Genomic DNA, 15,794 nt, shown 5'->3' with positions numbered 1-15,794 from the left:
GCCTTGGGCGAGGATAAAGAGGGAACACCATGCCAGTCGCCGTGATTCAAATGGTCAGCCAAAGCGATGTGCTCGCCAACCTGGCCCGCGCCCGGGTGCTGCTGGAGCAGGCTGCCGCTAGCGGCGCGAGGCTGGCGGTGCTGCCGGAGAATTTCGCGGCGATGGGGCGGCGGGACGTGGCTGCCATCGGGCGTGCCGAAGCCTTTGGTCAGGGACCGATCCTGCCCTGGTTGAAACAGGCCGCCCGTGACCTCAAGTTATGGATTGTGGCCGGCACGCTGCCGTTGCCCCCGGTGGACCGGCCCGAGGCAAGGTCCCATGCCTGTTCGTTGCTGGTCGATGATCAGGGCCAGATCGTGGCGCGCTACGACAAGCTGCACCTGTTCGATGTGGACGTGGCGGACAATCGCGGGCGCTATCGGGAGTCGGATGACTATGCTTATGGTGCCAACGTGGTGGTGGCCGATACCCCCGTCGGCCGGGTGGGCCTGACGGTCTGCTATGACTTGCGGTTCCCGGAGCTCTACAGCGAGCTGCGGGCTGCCGGAGCGGAGTTGATCACGGCGCCGTCGGCATTTACCGCGGTGACCGGCGCGGCCCATTGGGACGTGCTGATCCGCGCCCGGGCCATCGAGACCCAGTGCTACGTGCTGGCGGCCGCCCAGGGTGGCGTGCATCCGGGGCCTCGGGAAACCTTCGGCCATGCCGCGATTGTCGACCCGTGGGGCCGCGTGCTGGCGCAACAGGATCAAGGCGAGGCCGTGCTGGTGGCCGGGCGCGACAGCAGCGAACAGGCGTCCATCCGGGCGCGCATGCCGGTGGCCAGCCATCGGCGCTTTTTCTCGCAGGGCGCTCGACAGCGGCCTGTCCAAGATGACGAATTCAAGGCGTAAAACATATGAGCGGGTTGTTATCCTCAGTCAGTGAACACCTTCTAGCCCCCGGCGGCGTGACCCTCGACAGCCTGCAAGGCGTGCTGGGCGATCTGGCCGGCCCGGGTATCGATGCCGCCGACCTGTATTTCCAAGGCCAGATCTCCGAGTCCTGGTCCCTGGAAGACGGCATCGTCAAGGAAGGCAGTTTCAACCTCGACCAGGGCGTGGGCGTGCGTGCCCAGTCCGGGGAAAAGACCGGTTTTGCCTACAGCAACGCCATCACCCTCGAAGCCCTCGGCGCAGCGGCTCGTGCGGCCCGCTCGATCTCCCGGGCCGGGCAGAACGGCACGGTCCAGGCGTTCAGCAGCCAGGACGTGGCGCAACTCTATGCCCCGGACAACCCGCTCGAAGTCATGAGCCGCGCCGAAAAAGTCGAGCTGCTCAAGCGCATCGACGTTGCCACCCGCGCCCTCGACCCGCGCATCCAACAAGTGTCGGTGAGCATGGCTGGGGTCTGGGAGCGGATCCTGGTGGCCTCCACCGACGGTGGCCTGGCGGCGGACGTGCGGCCATTGGTGCGGTTCAACGTCAGCGTGATCGTCGAGCAGAACGGTCGTCGTGAGCGCGGCGGCCATGGTGGCGGCGGGCGCACCGACTACCGTTATTTCCTCAGCGAAGACCGTGCCATGGGTTACGCCCGCGAAGCGCTGCGCCAGGCCCTGGTCAACCTCGAAGCCATCCCGGCGCCTGCGGGCACGTTGCCGGTGGTGCTCGGGTCGGGCTGGTCCGGCGTGCTGCTGCACGAAGCGGTGGGCCACGGCCTGGAAGGCGATTTCAACCGCAAGGGCAGCTCGGCCTACAGCGGGCGCATGGGGGAAATGGTCGCCTCGAAACTCTGCACCATTGTCGATGACGGCACCCTGGCCGGGCGTCGTGGCTCCCTGAGCGTCGACGATGAAGGCACGCCGACCGAATGCACCACGCTGATCGAGAACGGTGTGCTCAAGGGCTACATGCAGGACAAGCTCAACGCCCGGTTGATGGGCGTGGCCCGTACTGGCAACGGTCGTCGTGAGTCCTACGCGCACCTGCCGATGCCGCGCATGACCAACACCTACATGCTCGGTGGCCAAAGCGATCCGGCGGAAATCATCGCCTCGGTGAAAAAAGGCATCTATTGCGCCAACCTCGGCGGCGGCCAGGTGGACATCACCAGCGGCAAGTTCGTGTTCTCCACCAGTGAGGCCTACCTGATCGAAGACGGCAAGATCACCGCACCGGTCAAGGGCGCGACCCTGATCGGCAACGGGCCGGAGGCGATGAGCAAGGTCTCGATGGTCGGTAACGACCTGGCGCTGGACAGCGGTGTGGGTACGTGCGGCAAGGACGGGCAATCGGTGCCGGTGGGCGTCGGCCAGCCGACCCTGAAGATCGATGCGATTACCGTGGGTGGCACGGGCGCTTGAAGATATTCGGGGACTTGTTTGAGTCGTGACGAGGGAGCTTGCTCCCGCTCGGTTGCGTAGCAACCGCATTTGGGCTACTGCGTAGCCCAGCGGGAGCAAGCTCCCTCGCCACAGTCACCCCGTGAAGCGGGTGAAACTCAACGCAGGCCGCGTTGAGTCTCGTCCAGCTCACGGATGTACTTGAAGATTTTACGGCTCGAGGCCGGTGGCTTGTTCTGCGCCACTTCGTGCTGGGCCTGACGGATCAGGGAGCGCAATTGCTGGCGATCGGCCTCCGGGTAGTCGACGACGAATTTTTCCAGGGTGCCGTCGTCGCCAGCGATCAAGCGATCGCGCCAGCGTTCCAGGTTGTGGAAGCGTTCGTTGTACTGCCGGGTGGAGGCATCGAGTTGATCGAGCAGAACGAGGATGGCGTCAGTGTCCTGATCGCGCATCAGTTTGCCGATGAATTGCAGGTGCCGTTTACGCGCGATATTCGCGGTGTGCTTGGGCGCATCGGCCAGGGCCCGGCGCAAGGCGTCGGTCAAAGGCAGTTTGGCCAGCAAGTCAGGCTTGAGTGTTGTCAGGCGCTCGCCGAGGTCAACCAGAGCATGCAGCTCGCGTTTGACCTGGGATTTGCTTTTTTCACCCTCGTAGAGGGAGTCGTCGTAAGAATCAACCATGGTGGCAGTCCGCAAAGAAACGCCGCCATGATAACCAGTCGGGGGCCGCTTGTCCGGCCCGGTCGCTCGATGGCCATCACCGAAAACAGAATTTGAGTGGAGAACACCATGAGTGCAGTTCAAAGCGTCGGCCCGCAAGCATTGCCGGCACTGCAGGAACAGGTCGAGCAGATCCTCGCCGAGGCCAAGCGCCAGGGTGCCAGTGCGTGCGAAGTGGCGGTGTCCCTGGAGCAGGGCCTGTCGACGTCGGTACGCCAGCGCGAGGTGGAAACCGTCGAATTCAATCGCGACCAGGGGTTTGGCATCACCTTGTACGTGGGCCAGCGCAAGGGCTCGGCCAGCACTTCGGCCAGCGGCCCGGACGCAATTCGCGAAACCGTCGCCGCGGCCCTGGCGATTGCCCAGCACACCTCCGAAGACGAAGCTTCGGGCCTGGCCGATGCTGCGCTGATGTGCAAGGAACTGAAGGATTTCGACCTGTTCCATGCCTGGGACATCACCCCAGAGCAGGCCATCGAGCAGGCACTGCGTTGCGAAGCGGCGGCATTCGAGACCGACAGCCGGATCAAGAACGCCGACGGCACGACGCTCAATACCCACCAGGGCTGCCGGGTCTACGGCAACAGCCACGGTTTCATCGGCGGTTATGCATCGACTCGCCACAGCCTCAGTTGCGTGATGATCGCCGAAGCCGACGGCCAGATGCAGCGCGACTACTGGTACGACGTGAGCCGCCAGGGCACCTTGCTGGCGGACCCGGTGAGCATCGGCCGCAAAGCCGCGCAACGGGCGGCCAGCCGCCTGGGCGCGCGGCCGGTGCCGACCTGCGAAGTGCCGGTGCTGTTTTCGGCCGAGTTGGCCGGTGGCTTGTTCGGCAGCTTCCTGTCGGCGGTGTCCGGCGGCAACTTGTACCGCAAGTCGTCGTTCCTCGAGGGCGCGCTGGGCCAGAAGCTGTTCCCGGAATGGATGACCATCGACGAGCGTCCGCACCTGATGCAGGCCATGGGCAGCTCGGCGTTCGATGGCGATGGCCTGGCCACCTATGCCAAGCCGTTCGTGGAAAACGGCGAGCTGGTGTCCTATATCCTCGGCACCTATTCGGGCCGTAAGCTCGGCATGCCGAGCACCGCCAATGCCGGTGGCGTGCATAACCTGTTCGTGACCCATGGCGAAGAAGATCAGGCCGCCTTGCTGCGACGCATGGGCCGCGGCCTGCTGGTGACGGAACTGATGGGCCACGGCCTGAACATGGTCACCGGGGACTATTCCCGTGGCGCGGCGGGTTTCTGGGTCGAGAACGGCGAGATCCAGTTCCCGGTCCAGGAAGTGACCATCGCCGGGAACATGCGCGACATGTTCAAACAGATCGTGGCCGTGGGCAACGATCTGGAATTGCGCAGCAACATCCGCACCGGCTCAGTGCTGATCGAGCGGATGATGGTGGCGGGGAGCTAACGCCTCACCATGTAAAAAGGCGCGTCATCCACTGGGGTGACGCGCCTTTTTTGTGCCCGAAGATCCTGTGGCGAGAGCGCTTTTGTGGCGAGGGAGCTTGCTCCCGCTCGGCTGCGAAGCAGTCGTAGGTTTTTTGGGCCTGCTGCGCAGCCCAGCGGGAGCAAGCTCCCTCGCCACAATGTTTTTTGTGTCGCTCGCGGTTGTGTTGCTTCTTATTATCATCTAATAATGAATCTCATTCGCCGAGTGAGCCCCGGTCATGAGTTTTGCCCTGCACGAACAACCCTACCTTGAAAGCTGGCGTTGGATGAGTCGCCAGATCCGTTGCGCGATGAACCCGGACGAGCCGCGGTTGATCGAGCATTATCTGGCCGAGGGCCATTACCTGGCCTGTTGTACCGCCACCTCGCCGTGGATGATCTCCGAAACCGCCTTCCGCTTGCTGCTCGACACCGCCTCGGATGTCGCGCTGCCCTGGCATTGGCGCAGCCTCTGCCTCGACCAGGCTTGGCGCCCGTTGCGAGACCTCGAACGACAATCACTGTGCCGCTGCCGCCTCAAGCGTTGGCAGAGCCACGCCTGGGCGCTGGCCACCTGTGCCCTGGCGCCATCGATTCCCCTTATTGAACTGGTGCAAGGATCTCCCGATGAGTAATACCCGTATCGAACGCGACAGCATGGGCGAACTGCACGTCCCGGTGGATGCCCTCTATGGCGCTCAGACCCAGCGAGCCGTGGATAACTTCCCGATCAGCGGCCAGCGCATGCCGGCGCAATTCATTCGAGCCTTGATCCTGGCCAAGGCTGCCGCCGCCCGGGCCAACGTAGAGCTGGAACAAATCAGCGCGGCCCAGGGCAAGGCCATCGTCGATGCGTCCCTGGGGCTGCTCGAAGGCCGCTACATGGAGCATTTTCCGGTGGATATCTTCCAGACCGGCTCCGGCACCAGTTCCAACATGAACGCCAACGAAGTGATCGCCACCCTCGCCAGCGGTTTGCTGGGGGAGGCGGTCAACCCGAACGACCACGTCAACTGCGGCCAGAGCAGCAACGACATCATTCCCACCAGCATTCATGTCAGCGCCGCGCTGGCCCTGCATGAGCAGCTGCTGCCGGCGTTGTTGCACCTGGTGCAGGTGATCGAGCGCAAGGCCGAAGAAGTCCACCCGTTCATCAAGACTGGCCGCACCCACCTGATGGATGCCATGCCGGTGCGCCTGAGCCAGGTGCTCGACGGTTGGGCCCAGCAGCTCAAGGCCAATATCGGCCATTTGCAAGACCTGCTGCCAAGCCTGCAATCCCTGGCCCAGGGCGGCACGGCAGTGGGCACCGGGGTCAATGCCCATCCACGTTTCGCCGAGCTGTTCAGCCAGCAACTGACGCAACTGACCCAGGTGCAATTCACCCCGGGCAAGAACCTGTTTGCCTTGATCGGCTCCCAGGACACCGCCGTGGCGGTTTCCGGTCAGCTCAAGACCACCGCTGTGTCGCTGATGAAAATCGCCAACGACCTGCGCTGGATGAATTCCGGGCCGCTGGCAGGCCTGGGGGAAATCGAGCTGGAAGGCTTGCAACCGGGTTCCTCGATCATGCCCGGCAAGGTCAACCCGGTCATTCCTGAAGCCACGGCGATGGTGGCGGCCCAAGTGATCGGCAACGACACGGTGATCACCATCGCCGGTCAATCGGGCAATTTCGAGTTGAACGTGATGCTGCCGATCATCGCCCAGAACCTGCTGAGCAGCATTACCCTGATGTCCACCGCCAGCCGCTTGCTGGCGGACAAGGCCATCGCCACGTTCAAGGTCAATGAAGCCAGGCTCAAGGAAGCGTTGTCACGCAACCCGATCCTGGTGACTGCGTTGAATCCGATCATCGGTTACCAGAAGGCCGCTGAGATCGCCAAGAAGGCTTACCAGCAAGGCCGGCCGGTCATCGATGTCGCCCTGGAACACACCGACCTGACGCGCAGCGAACTCGAAGTCCTGCTGGACCCAGAGAAGCTCACCGCTGGCGGCGTGTAACCCCCGACACCTGTCTGGAGGACTCATCATGGAACACTGGAAACGTACGATCGAACGGGCCAATCGCTGTTTCATGCAAGGCGAGCTGGTGGATGCCCGCGAAGCCTACCTGCAAGCCCTGGCGCTGGCCCAAGTGTTGTTCGAGCGTTGGGCGGACGCCGACGAAGCCGTGGCGGCCTGCGTCGTCTCCCACCACAACCTGGCGGACCTTCACCTGCGCTTGAACCAGCCGGAGGAGAGCGCCGAATACTTGTGCGCGATCCACCAGCGGTTGTTGCAGACAATGCAGGACGAACGCCTGGCACCGGCCCTGCGCGCCGCTGCGCAACGCCAGAGCCACAAGACCTATGTCGAACTGCTGAATTTCATCAGCGAGCACGGTGAGTACCCGCGCACCCAACGCCTGCTGCACTGCAATGCCGTCACGCCCCGGCAGCGCAATGCCTCTCTTTATCACGGAGTTCATTGAACATGGCTTTTACCTTGCCCGCATTGCCTTACGCCTACGACGCCCTGGAACCGCACATCGATGCGCAAACCATGGAGATCCACTACACCAAGCACCACCAGACCTACATCAATAACCTCAACGCGGCGGTGGATGGCACCGAATACGCCGAATGGCCCGTCGAAAAACTGGTGGCCAGAGTGGAACAGTTGCCACAAAACCTGAAGGCCGCGGTGGTCAACCAGGGCGGTGGCCACGCCAACCATTCGTTGTTCTGGGAGGTGATGACGCCCCAGGGCGGCGGCCAGCCCGAGGGCGCCCTGGCGGCGGCGATCGACGCGCAACTGGGCGGCATCGAGCGCTTCAAGGAAGCCTTCACCAAAGCGGCGCTGACCCGGTTCGGCAGCGGCTGGGCCTGGTTGAGCGTGACCCCGCAAAAGACCCTGGTGGTGGAAAGCAGCGGCAACCAGGACAGTCCGTTGATGAATGGCAACACGCCGATTCTTGGCCTGGACGTGTGGGAACACGCCTATTACCTGCGCTACCAGAACCGTCGTCCGGAATACATCAATGCGTTCTACAACGTGATCAATTGGCCTGAAGTCGCCCGGCGTTATCAGGCGGCGCTGGCTTCGAGTCCTTCATGAACACAACCCAAGGCTGACCATGGATACTCAAACACTGGCGATTGGCGGCGGACGGATGTTCCGCTATGCCTTGGGGTCGCTGTTGCTGTTGGCCGGCATGACGTTGTTGGCGGCCCAGGGCCTGGCGTGGCTGAACCTGGAGCCCAAGCTGTTGCGGGCGCTTCAAGGCGGTGGGTTGTGTGCCTTGGGCACCGCGCTGGGGGCCGTGCCGGTGCTGGTCATTCGACGCATGCCCCAGGCCGTGAGCGATTCGCTGCTAGGCTTCGGCGCCGGGGTGATGCTCGCCGCCACGGCGTTTTCGCTGATCGTGCCGGGCATTGCCGCCGCCGAGCAATTAGGGTTCACGCCTTGGTCGGCCAGCGGGCTTATCTGTTTTGGCATCATGTCGGGGGCGTTCGGGTTGTATCTGGTGGACCGCAAGGTCTCGGCCAGTCCCGGAAAATTAGTCGCAGTACCAGGGCGTCCGATCATTGCGCCGCGGATCTGGTTGTTTGTGTTTGCCATCATCGCCCACAACATTCCGGAAGGCATGGCGGTGGGCGTGTCGGCGGGCGGTGGCATGCCGGATGCCGACAGCCTGGCGATGGGCATCGCCTTGCAGGATGTCCCGGAAGGGCTGGTGATCGCGCTGGTGCTGGCGACAGCGGGCATGTCGCGGGTCAAGGCGTTCCTGATTGGCGCCGCGTCAGGCCTGGTCGAGCCCGTGTTCGCGCTGCTGTGCGCCTGGTTGGTGAGCCTGGCCGAGATGCTCTTGCCCCTTGGCCTGGCGTTGGCGGCCGGGGCGATGCTGCTGGTGGTGACCCATGAGGTCATTCCCGAATCCCGTCGCAATGGTTACGAGAAACTGGCGAGTCTGGGATTGCTGGTGGGGTTTTGTCTGATGATGGTGTTGGATACGGCGTTGGCGTGACAAACGGCAGATATCGATGGTGATGTGATTTATCTGTGGCGAGGGGATTCAATTGTGGGAGCAAGGCTTGCCCGCGATGCAGGCGCCGCGATTGTTCAGGTTAGCGCAGTTATCGTTCATCGCGAGCAAGCTTTGCTCCCACAAATGAATTCCCTTGCCACAACAAATCCGCCTTTGGACTTGGGCAGTTACTCGCCTTCGTCGAAATATCGGTTGATCAGGTCCACCAGCGCGTCCATCGCTTCCTGCGCCTGCTCCCCTTCAGTGCTCAGGTGAATCTTGGTCCCCTTGCCGGCGGCGAGCATCATCATCGCCATGATGCTTTTACCGTCGACGGTGTTCTCGGGCGTACGCCCGACCCTGATCGTGGTATCCGGAAACTGACCCGCCACACCGACAAACTTTGCCGACGCTCGGGCATGCAAACCCAGCTTGTTGATGATTTCAATTTCCTGAGCAGGCATCGCGATGTGAATCCTTTAGCTGAGGTCGCGGTGGCGAACCTGGACATTCTTCAGGGATTGTTGCAGGAGTTGACCCAGGCGTTCGGTCAGGTAGACGGAGCGGTGATGACCGCCGGTACAGCCGATGGCGATCGTGACGTAGGCGCGGTTGCTCGCGGCAAAGCGGGGCAGCCATTTGAGCAGGTAGCTGGAGATGTCCTGGTACATTTCCTCGACATCAGGCTGTGCGGCCAGGTAGTCGATCACCGGTTGGTCAAGCCCGGACTGCTCGCGCAATTCCGGTTTCCAGTAGGGGTTGGGCAGGCAGCGCACATCGAACACCAAGTCGGCATCTACCGGCATGCCACGCTTGAAGCCGAACGACTCCACCAGGAACGCCGTGCCCGGCTCCGGCTGGTTCAGCAGGCGCAGCTTGATTGTGTCGCGCAACTGATACAGGTTCAGGTGCGTGGTGTTGACCTTCAGGTCGGCCAGGTCGGCGATCGGCCCCAGCAGCTGGCTTTCATCCTCGATGGCTTCGGCCAGGGAGCGGTTGGCGTTGCTCAGGGGGTGGCGCCGGCGGGTTTCGGAAAAGCGCTTGAGCAGCGTCTCTTCGTCGGCATCCAGGTACAACACATCGCATTGGATATGCCGGCTGCGCACTTCCTCGAGCAATTCAGGAAAGCGCGACAGGTGGCTCGGCAGGTTGCGCGCATCGATGGACACCGCCACCAGCGACTGCGCCAGTTCCGTGTGGATCAGGGCGCGCTCGGCCAGTTCCGGCAGCAGGCCGGCGGGCAAATTGTCGATGCAATAGTAACCGCTGTCCTCAAGCACGTTGAGGGCCGTGCTTTTACCGGAGCCGGAGCGACCACTGACGATGATCATGCGCATGTTTAATGACCGTTCTGCTCGTCCAGGACGACCTGGTACAAAGCTTCGTTACTCGGCGCGCTGCGCAGTTTTTCGCGCACTTCCTTGCGGTCCAGCATGCTGGCGATCTGGCGCAGCAGCTCAAGGTGCGCATCGGTCGCCGCTTCCGGAACCAGCAAGACAAACAGCAGGTCGACCGGGGCGCCATCGATGGCGTCGAAATCTATCGCGGTTTCAAGGTGCAGCAGCGCGCTGATCGGCGCGGCACACCCCTTGAGACGGCAGTGAGGAATGGCGATGCCGTTGCCAAAACCGGTGGAACCGAGTTTTTCACGGGCAACCAGGGCCTCGAAGACGTCCTGCATGACCAGATCCGGCACCTCGCGGTGGATCAGGTTGGCAATTTGTTCGAGGGCTTTCTTTTTACTGCCGCCCGGCGCGTTCACTTGGGAACGGCCGGGGGTCAGGATGGTTTCTAGTCGGATCATGGATTGGGGGGGTTAACGACCGGTGGCGCCCTGGAGGAGGCTCTGGGTCTTTTCCTTATGCTTTTTGAGTTGGCGATCCAGCTTGTCGGTCAGCAGGTCAATCGCGGCATACATGTCTGTGTGCTCTGCGTTGGCAACCACTTCTCCGCCGGGAATATGCAGCGTGGCTTCGATTTTCTGCAGCAGCTTCTCGACATTCATCGTGACTTGCACGTTGGTGATCTTGTCGAAATGCCTCTCCAATCGGTCGAGTTTTTCGCCGATGTAGGTGCGCAGGGGTTCGGTCACTTCCAGTTGGTGTCCACTGATGTTGACTTGCATACAGCTTCTCCTTCGTTGCCAGTGCATAAAGCGGCAGGCAGAAATGCCTGCCACTGGAACGCTGTGGCGTGGCCTTGTTACATCAACCGCTTGCGTTCGCTCGAAGGCGCGATCCCGAGGGATTCACGGTACTTGGCGACGGTACGGCGGGCCACCTGAATGCCTTGTGCCTCCAGTAAACCAGCGATCTTGCTGTCACTCAACGGCTTTTTCTGATTTTCCGCGGCCACCAGTTTTTTGATGATCGCGCGGATGGCCGTGGACGAGCATTCGCCGCCTTCGGAGGTGCTGACGTGGCTGGAGAAAAAGTATTTCAATTCATAGATGCCCCGGGGGGTATGCATGAACTTCTGCGTGGTCACCCGGGAAATCGTCGACTCGTGCATGCCCACGGCCTCGGCAATGTCATGCAGGACCAACGGTTTCATCGCTTCATCGCCGTACTCCAGGAAGCCGCGCTGATGCTCGACGATCTGGGTGGCAACCTTCATCAAGGTTTCATTGCGGCTTTGCAGGCTCTTGATGAACCAGCGGGCTTCCTGCAACTGATTGCGCATGAAGGTGTTGTCGGCGCTGGTGTCGGCGCGCTTGACGAAGCCGGCGTACTGGGCGTTGACCCGCAGCTTGGGCACCGACTCCTGGTTGAGCTCCACCAGCCAGCGATCATTGTGCTTGCGCACGATCACGTCGGGCACCACGTACTCAGGCTCGGTGGATTCGATCTGCGAGCCGGGGCGCGGGTTGAGGCTCTGCACCAGCTCGATGACCTGGCGCAGCTCATCTTCCTTGAGCTTCATGCGGCGCATCAGTTGGCTGTAGTCGCGACCGCCCAGCAGGTCGATGTAATCGGTGACCAGTCGCTTGGCTTCGGCCAGCCACGGTGTCTTGGCGGACAACTGGCGCAATTGCAGCAACAGGCACTCGCCCAGGTTGCGAGCGCCGATGCCGGCCGGCTCGAATTGCTGGATGCGATGGAGGACGGCTTCGATCTCGTCCAGCTCGATGTCGAGCTCGGGGTCGAAGGCTTCGAGGATCTCCTCGAGGGTCTCGTCCAGGTAGCCCTGGTTGTTGATGCAATCGATCAGGGTCACGGCGATCAGGCGATCGGTGTCGGACATCGGCGCCAGGTTCAGTTGCCACAACAGATGGCTTTGCAGGCTCTCGCCGGCAGAGGTGCGGGTGGTGAAGTCCCACTCGTCGTCATCGCTGCTTGGCAGGTTGCTGGCGCTGGTCTGGTAGACGTCTTCCCAGGCCGTGTCCACGGGCAGTTCGTTGGGAATGCGTTCGTTCCATTCGCCTTCCTCGAGGTTGTCCACCGTCGGAGCGGCTTCCTGGTAGGACGGTTCCGGAATCTCGGTGTTGGTCTTCTGCTCGACGTTGTCGGCCAGCGGATCGGTGTTATCGAAGTCGTCGCCTTCTTCCTGGCGTTCGAGCATCGGATTGGACTCCAGGGCCTCCTGGATTTCCTGTTGCAGGTCCAGGGTCGACAATTGGAGCAGGCGGATGGCCTGTTGCAGCTGCGGTGTCATCGTCAGCTGCTGGCCCATTCTCAAGACTAGCGATGGTTTCATGGCAGGGGCTTAACACCTTATTCGCCGGCGCACATGCGCCATCCACTACAGGGCGCCGAAGCGCCAAACTTAAGCAAATTATATGCCTGAAACTGAAGTGTTTGCCTAGAGCGTCGCCATAATTAAATTAAACGACGCCCCGGCAATTCGCCAGACACGTGTGCTTACAGGCGGAACTCATGGCCCAGGTACACTTCCTTGACCAGGTCGTTGGCCAGAATCGCAGCGGAGTCGCCTTCGGCGATCAACTGGCCGTCATTGACAATGTAGGCGGTTTCGCAGATATCCAGCGTCTCGCGCACGTTGTGGTCGGTGATCAGCACGCCGATGCCCTTGGCCTTGAGGTGATGGATGATCTGCTTGATGTCTCCCACCGAGATCGGGTCCACGCCGGCGAACGGTTCGTCGAGCAGGATGAATTTCGGCGCGGTGGCCAGAGCGCGGGCGATTTCCACGCGACGCCGTTCACCACCGGACAGGCTCATGCCCAGGTTGTCGCGAATGTGGCTGATGTGGAATTCCTGCAGCAGGCTTTCCAGTTCCTGGCGGCGGCCGGCCTTGTCGAGTTCCTTGCGGGTCTCGAGGATCGCCATGATGTTGTCGGCCACCGACAGTTTGCGGAAGATCGACGCTTCTTGCGGCAAATAGCCGATACCGGCCTTCGCGCGGCCGTGCATCGGCTGGTGGCTGACATCCAGGTCGTCGATCAGTACGCGACCCTGATCGGCCTGGACCAGGCCGACGATCATGTAGAAGCAAGTGGTCTTGCCCGCGCCATTGGGGCCGAGCAGGCCGACGATCTGGCCGCTGTCGATGGACAGGCTGACATCACGCACGACTTGACGGCTCTTGTAGCTCTTGGCCAGGTGCTGAGCTTTCAGAGTTGCCATTACTGGGCCTTCTGCTCGGTTTTCTTTTTAGGCTGGATCACCATGTCGATCCGCGGACGCTGCTCGGTCACCTTGCTGCCGGTGGCGCGACCGGCGCTGGCGAGTTTCTTGTTGGTGTCGTAGACGATTTTCTCGCCCTGGGTGACGTTGTTGTCCTTGTCGACGACCTTGGCGCGGTCGATCAGGACCACGCGATCCTGGGAGGCGTGGTACTGGATGGTCACCCCGTAGCCTTGTACCGGCTTGGTGTCGCCTGCGGTTTGCATCTGCTCGAAATAGGCCAGGTTGCCCACCGAGGTCACCACGTCGATATCGCCGGACTGGGTGCGTGTGATGGTCACGGTGTTGCCGGTAACCTTCATCGAGCCCTGGGTGATGATCACGTCACCTTTATAGGTGGCGACGCCATTCTTGTCGTCGAGCTGGGCGTCATCGGCCTGGATGCGGATAGGTTGGTTGCGGTCGTCGGGAAGAGCCCAGGCGCTCGCGCTTCCCAGTGCTGCGCCCAGACTGAGCAAAATAGGGAGGGTTTTAGCGAGCTTCATACTGTCCTCTTACGTTCGATAGCAGGTGTATCCTGCTTTCCTTCAAATACGCTTTCATTCCCGTGCCGGTCGATACACCCCCGGCGCCGTCGATTCTAACGGGTTGCTCGGTCTGCGCATATTCTTGCTGTGGGAACACGGTCATGCGTGTGCTGGTGATGATGGTCGTACGGTTCTTCTCGTCGGTCCGGGCGATGCGTACCGAGTCGATCAGTTCCACTTCGGTGCCGCCGGAATTGACTTCGGCGTGCTCGCTCTGCACGTGCCACGGGAAGTCGGTGCCGCGGAACATGTTCAGGTCCGGCTTGGTAACCAGCGTAATGTCAGTGGCCTTTACGTGGTCGACCTTGTCGGACGTCATCTCGTATTGCACTTTGCCGTCGGGCAGGTATTGCAGGGTATGGGTGTTGGTCGCGTACCAGTCGATCTTTTCCTCGACCTGGGCCACAGGCTGGTCAAGGAACCGTTCAGGGCTGATGTTCCAATAGCCCACCGCGGCGAAAATCGCCGCGATACAGGCAAACACCACAATGGTGCGAATCTTTTTGCTCAGCATAAATGGCTCACAGGTACGCGGCGTTGGCCGCTTCGAGGCGGCCCTGGGCGCGCAGGATCAGTTCACAGAATTCGCGGGCGGCACCTTCGCCACCTCGCGCCGTGGTGATGCCGTGGGCGTGCTCGCGCACGAAACTGGCCGCGTTGGCGACTGCCATGCCCAGGCCGACCCGGCGAATCACCGGCAGGTCCGGCAGGTCGTCACCGAGATAGGCCACTTGTTCATAGCTCAGGTTGAGTTGACCGAGAAGCTCGTCCAGCACCACCAGTTTGTCTTCGCGCCCCTGGTAAAGGTGCGGGATGCCGAGGTTCTTCGCGCGCCGCTCGACCACCGGGGTCTTGCGGCCGCTGATGATAGCGGTCTGCACGCCGGCGGCCATCAACATCTTGATGCCTTGGCCGTCGAGGGTGTTGAAGGTCTTGAATTCGCTGCCGTCTTCGAGGAAGTACAGGCGACCGTCAGTCAGCACACCGTCCACATCGAATACGGCCAGCTTGATGGCTTTGCCCCGTTGCAACAGGTCTGTGTTCATTTACATGACTCCCGCACGCAGCAAATCGTGCATGTTCAGGGCGCCCACCGGACGGTCTTCGTCATCGACGACCACCAGGGCGCTGATCTTGTGGTCTTCCATGATTTTCAAGGCCTCGGCGGCGAGCATCTCGGCACGGGCGGTCTTGCCGTGGGGCGTCATGACTTGTTCGATGGTCGCGCTGTGGATGTCGATGGTGCGGTCCAGGGTGCGGCGCAGGTCGCCATCGGTAAAGATCCCGGCGAGCTTGCCGTCGGCCTCCAGGACCACCGTCATGCCCAGTCCCTTGCGGGTCATTTCCATCAGCGCGTCCTTGAGCAACGTGCCGCGCAGCACCTGCGGCAGTTCCTGTCCGGCGTGCATCACGTTTTCGACTTTCAGCAGCAGGCGGCGGCCGAGGGCGCCACCGGGATGGGAGAAGGCGAAATCTTCCGCGGTGAAACCCCGGGCTTCCAGCAGCGCCACGGCCAGCGCGTCGCCCATGACCAGGGCGGCGGTGGTGGAGGAGGTCGGTGCCAGGTTCAGTGGGCAGGCTTCGTGTTCGACATGGACATTGAGGTTGACTTCGGCGGCCTTGGCCAGCGGCGAGTCCGGGTTGCCGGTCATGCTGATCAACTGGATACCCAGGCGCTTGATCAGCGGCAGCAGGGTGATGATCTCGTTGGTGGAGCCGGAATTGGACAAGGCCAGGATGACGTCGTCCCGGGTAATCATGCCCATGTCGCCGTGGCTGGCCTCGGCCGGATGGACAAAAAAGGCCGTGGTGCCGGTGCTGGCGAGGGTGGCGGCGATCTTGTTGCCGATGTGCCCGGACTTGCCCATGCCGACCACGACCACGCGGCCCTTGCTGGCCAGAATCATCTCGCAGGCGCGTACGAAATCAGCGTCGATATGGGGCAGCAAGCCTTGCACGGCTTCAAGCTCGAGGCGGATGGTACGTTGTGCCGATTGAATCAGGTCGCTGGATTGGCTCATGTCAGAAATCGTATAGCCCGATGAAAAGGCGGCGATTATAGCGGTAATGAACAATTCCCTCACGTAAGTTCGTCATGCTTTGTGCAAGCGGCTGCAAGGTTTGACACAAAATC

Annotated in this window: 19 protein-coding genes; 8 read left to right on the top strand and 11 right to left on the bottom strand. The window is 61.8% G+C overall.

Translation table 11 applies throughout. From position 1 onward, the window contains the following. Positions 1 to 29: 29 nt before the first annotated feature. Together J3361_RS05945 and tldD are read left to right on the top strand one after the other, a co-directional pair. Positions 30 to 893 (top strand): carbon-nitrogen hydrolase family protein, encoded by an 864-nt coding sequence (locus tag J3361_RS05945; protein ID WP_207963247.1) that lies wholly within the window; start codon positions 30 to 32, stop codon positions 891 to 893. 5 nt (positions 894 to 898) lie between these two features. Further along, positions 899 to 2,341, top strand: a complete 1,443-nt coding sequence (tldD, locus tag J3361_RS05940) for a metalloprotease TldD (protein WP_053118465.1) — start codon at positions 899 to 901, stop codon at positions 2,339 to 2,341. 137 nt (positions 2,342 to 2,478) lie between these two features. Here tldD and yjgA read toward each other — a convergent pair whose 3' ends face one another. After that, a complete protein-coding gene (yjgA, locus tag J3361_RS05935; RefSeq protein WP_041020876.1) occupies positions 2,479 to 3,003 on the bottom strand; it encodes a ribosome biogenesis factor YjgA in 525 nt (174 codons plus the stop codon). Between the two features lie 108 nt (positions 3,004 to 3,111). On the opposite strand from yjgA, the gene pmbA reads away from it, so the two are divergent. From pmbA to J3361_RS05905, 6 genes are all read left to right on the top strand, one after another. Next, positions 3,112 to 4,458, top strand: coding sequence for a metalloprotease PmbA (pmbA, locus tag J3361_RS05930; RefSeq protein WP_207963246.1), 1,347 nt, complete (start codon positions 3,112 to 3,114; stop codon positions 4,456 to 4,458). Between the two features lie 259 nt (positions 4,459 to 4,717). Beyond that, a complete protein-coding gene (locus J3361_RS05925; protein WP_207963244.1) occupies positions 4,718 to 5,113 on the top strand; it encodes a FagA protein in 396 nt (131 codons plus the stop codon). Beyond that, on the top strand, positions 5,106 to 6,482 hold the full coding sequence (locus J3361_RS05920) for a class II fumarate hydratase (RefSeq protein WP_207963242.1): 1,377 nt from the start codon (positions 5,106 to 5,108) through the stop codon (positions 6,480 to 6,482). Before J3361_RS05925 ends, J3361_RS05920 begins: the two co-directional genes overlap by 8 nt. A 28-nt stretch (positions 6,483 to 6,510) precedes the next feature. Further along, positions 6,511 to 6,951, top strand: coding sequence for a hypothetical protein (locus tag J3361_RS05915; protein WP_207963240.1), 441 nt, complete (start codon positions 6,511 to 6,513; stop codon positions 6,949 to 6,951). 2 nt (positions 6,952 to 6,953) lie between these two features. Next, positions 6,954 to 7,577: a superoxide dismutase gene (locus J3361_RS05910; RefSeq protein ID WP_207963238.1), complete on the top strand. Its 624-nt coding sequence runs from the start codon at positions 6,954 to 6,956 to the stop codon at positions 7,575 to 7,577. Between the two features lie 19 nt (positions 7,578 to 7,596). Then, positions 7,597 to 8,487: a ZIP family metal transporter gene (locus tag J3361_RS05905; RefSeq protein ID WP_207963236.1), complete on the top strand. Its 891-nt coding sequence runs from the start codon at positions 7,597 to 7,599 to the stop codon at positions 8,485 to 8,487. Positions 8,488 to 8,675: 188 nt separating this feature from the next. Here the strand turns inward: J3361_RS05905 and J3361_RS05900 are convergent, their stop codons facing one another. The 10 genes from J3361_RS05900 to J3361_RS05855 form a co-directional block, all read right to left on the bottom strand. Beyond that, the gene (locus J3361_RS05900) at positions 8,676 to 8,951 is read right to left on the bottom strand and encodes an HPr family phosphocarrier protein (RefSeq protein WP_207963234.1); all 276 of its coding nucleotides are present in this window, start codon (positions 8,949 to 8,951) and stop codon (positions 8,676 to 8,678) included. A 15-nt stretch (positions 8,952 to 8,966) separates the two neighbouring features. After that, positions 8,967 to 9,824 carry an RNase adapter RapZ gene (gene rapZ / locus J3361_RS05895; RefSeq protein ID WP_186708760.1) on the bottom strand — a complete coding sequence of 286 codons (858 nt, stop codon included), beginning with the start codon at positions 9,822 to 9,824 and terminating at the stop codon, positions 8,967 to 8,969. Positions 9,825 to 9,826: 2 nt separating this feature from the next. Beyond that, entirely contained in the window at positions 9,827 to 10,291 is a 465-nt protein-coding gene (gene ptsN / locus J3361_RS05890) for a PTS IIA-like nitrogen regulatory protein PtsN (RefSeq protein WP_207963232.1), read from the bottom strand. A 12-nt stretch (positions 10,292 to 10,303) separates the two neighbouring features. Continuing rightward, positions 10,304 to 10,612 carry a ribosome-associated translation inhibitor RaiA gene (raiA, locus tag J3361_RS05885; RefSeq protein ID WP_003178005.1) on the bottom strand — a complete coding sequence of 103 codons (309 nt, stop codon included), beginning with the start codon at positions 10,610 to 10,612 and terminating at the stop codon, positions 10,304 to 10,306. A 77-nt stretch (positions 10,613 to 10,689) separates the two neighbouring features. Then, positions 10,690 to 12,183: an RNA polymerase factor sigma-54 gene (locus J3361_RS05880; RefSeq protein ID WP_186708766.1), complete on the bottom strand. Its 1,494-nt coding sequence runs from the start codon at positions 12,181 to 12,183 to the stop codon at positions 10,690 to 10,692. 164 nt (positions 12,184 to 12,347) lie between these two features. Further along, positions 12,348 to 13,073, bottom strand: coding sequence for an LPS export ABC transporter ATP-binding protein (gene lptB, locus J3361_RS05875; protein ID WP_018614004.1), 726 nt, complete (start codon positions 13,071 to 13,073; stop codon positions 12,348 to 12,350). Continuing rightward, on the bottom strand, positions 13,073 to 13,618 hold the full coding sequence (gene lptA, locus J3361_RS05870; protein ID WP_072410878.1) for a lipopolysaccharide transport periplasmic protein LptA: 546 nt from the start codon (positions 13,616 to 13,618) through the stop codon (positions 13,073 to 13,075). Before lptA ends, lptB begins: the two co-directional genes overlap by 1 nt. Further along, positions 13,605 to 14,174, bottom strand: coding sequence for an LPS export ABC transporter periplasmic protein LptC (gene lptC / locus J3361_RS05865; protein WP_207963230.1), 570 nt, complete (start codon positions 14,172 to 14,174; stop codon positions 13,605 to 13,607). The genes lptA and lptC overlap by 14 nt, the downstream gene beginning before the upstream one ends. Before the next feature lie 7 nt (positions 14,175 to 14,181). Further along, positions 14,182 to 14,706: an HAD family hydrolase gene (locus J3361_RS05860; RefSeq protein WP_060739154.1), complete on the bottom strand. Its 525-nt coding sequence runs from the start codon at positions 14,704 to 14,706 to the stop codon at positions 14,182 to 14,184. After that, positions 14,707 to 15,681: a KpsF/GutQ family sugar-phosphate isomerase gene (locus tag J3361_RS05855; protein ID WP_207963228.1), complete on the bottom strand. Its 975-nt coding sequence runs from the start codon at positions 15,679 to 15,681 to the stop codon at positions 14,707 to 14,709. Positions 15,682 to 15,794 lie beyond the last annotated feature (113 nt).

Origin of the sequence: Pseudomonas sp. OA65 (genome assembly GCF_017498305.1) — a bacterium.
In the GTDB taxonomy this organism is placed as follows: Bacteria; Pseudomonadota; Gammaproteobacteria; order Pseudomonadales; family Pseudomonadaceae; genus Aquipseudomonas; species Aquipseudomonas zanjanensis.
This window is presented reverse-complemented; position numbering and strand designations above follow the sequence as displayed.

What these genes read in the sequence shown, in the direction of transcription:
- J3361_RS05945 (WP_207963247.1), top strand. Translation starts at nt 30, where the DNA reads ATGCCAGTCGCCGTGATTCAAATGGTCAGCCAAAGCGATGTGCTCGCC.
- tldD (WP_053118465.1), top strand. Translation starts at nt 899, where the DNA reads ATGAGCGGGTTGTTATCCTCAGTCAGTGAACACCTTCTAGCCCCCGGC.
- yjgA (WP_041020876.1), bottom strand. Translation starts at nt 3,003, where the DNA reads ATGGTTGATTCTTACGACGACTCCCTCTACGAGGGTGAAAAAAGCAAA.
- pmbA (WP_207963246.1), top strand. Translation starts at nt 3,112, where the DNA reads ATGAGTGCAGTTCAAAGCGTCGGCCCGCAAGCATTGCCGGCACTGCAG.
- J3361_RS05925 (WP_207963244.1), top strand. Translation starts at nt 4,718, where the DNA reads ATGAGTTTTGCCCTGCACGAACAACCCTACCTTGAAAGCTGGCGTTGG.
- J3361_RS05920 (WP_207963242.1), top strand. Translation starts at nt 5,106, where the DNA reads ATGAGTAATACCCGTATCGAACGCGACAGCATGGGCGAACTGCACGTC.
- J3361_RS05915 (WP_207963240.1), top strand. Translation starts at nt 6,511, where the DNA reads ATGGAACACTGGAAACGTACGATCGAACGGGCCAATCGCTGTTTCATG.
- J3361_RS05910 (WP_207963238.1), top strand. Translation starts at nt 6,954, where the DNA reads ATGGCTTTTACCTTGCCCGCATTGCCTTACGCCTACGACGCCCTGGAA.
- J3361_RS05905 (WP_207963236.1), top strand. Translation starts at nt 7,597, where the DNA reads ATGGATACTCAAACACTGGCGATTGGCGGCGGACGGATGTTCCGCTAT.
- J3361_RS05900 (WP_207963234.1), bottom strand. Translation starts at nt 8,951, where the DNA reads ATGCCTGCTCAGGAAATTGAAATCATCAACAAGCTGGGTTTGCATGCC.
- rapZ (WP_186708760.1), bottom strand. Translation starts at nt 9,824, where the DNA reads ATGCGCATGATCATCGTCAGTGGTCGCTCCGGCTCCGGTAAAAGCACG.
- ptsN (WP_207963232.1), bottom strand. Translation starts at nt 10,291, where the DNA reads ATGATCCGACTAGAAACCATCCTGACCCCCGGCCGTTCCCAAGTGAAC.
- raiA (WP_003178005.1), bottom strand. Translation starts at nt 10,612, where the DNA reads ATGCAAGTCAACATCAGTGGACACCAACTGGAAGTGACCGAACCCCTG.
- J3361_RS05880 (WP_186708766.1), bottom strand. Translation starts at nt 12,183, where the DNA reads ATGAAACCATCGCTAGTCTTGAGAATGGGCCAGCAGCTGACGATGACA.
- lptB (WP_018614004.1), bottom strand. Translation starts at nt 13,073, where the DNA reads ATGGCAACTCTGAAAGCTCAGCACCTGGCCAAGAGCTACAAGAGCCGT.
- lptA (WP_072410878.1), bottom strand. Translation starts at nt 13,618, where the DNA reads ATGAAGCTCGCTAAAACCCTCCCTATTTTGCTCAGTCTGGGCGCAGCA.
- lptC (WP_207963230.1), bottom strand. Translation starts at nt 14,174, where the DNA reads ATGCTGAGCAAAAAGATTCGCACCATTGTGGTGTTTGCCTGTATCGCG.
- J3361_RS05860 (WP_060739154.1), bottom strand. Translation starts at nt 14,706, where the DNA reads ATGAACACAGACCTGTTGCAACGGGGCAAAGCCATCAAGCTGGCCGTA.
- J3361_RS05855 (WP_207963228.1), bottom strand. Translation starts at nt 15,681, where the DNA reads ATGAGCCAATCCAGCGACCTGATTCAATCGGCACAACGTACCATCCGC.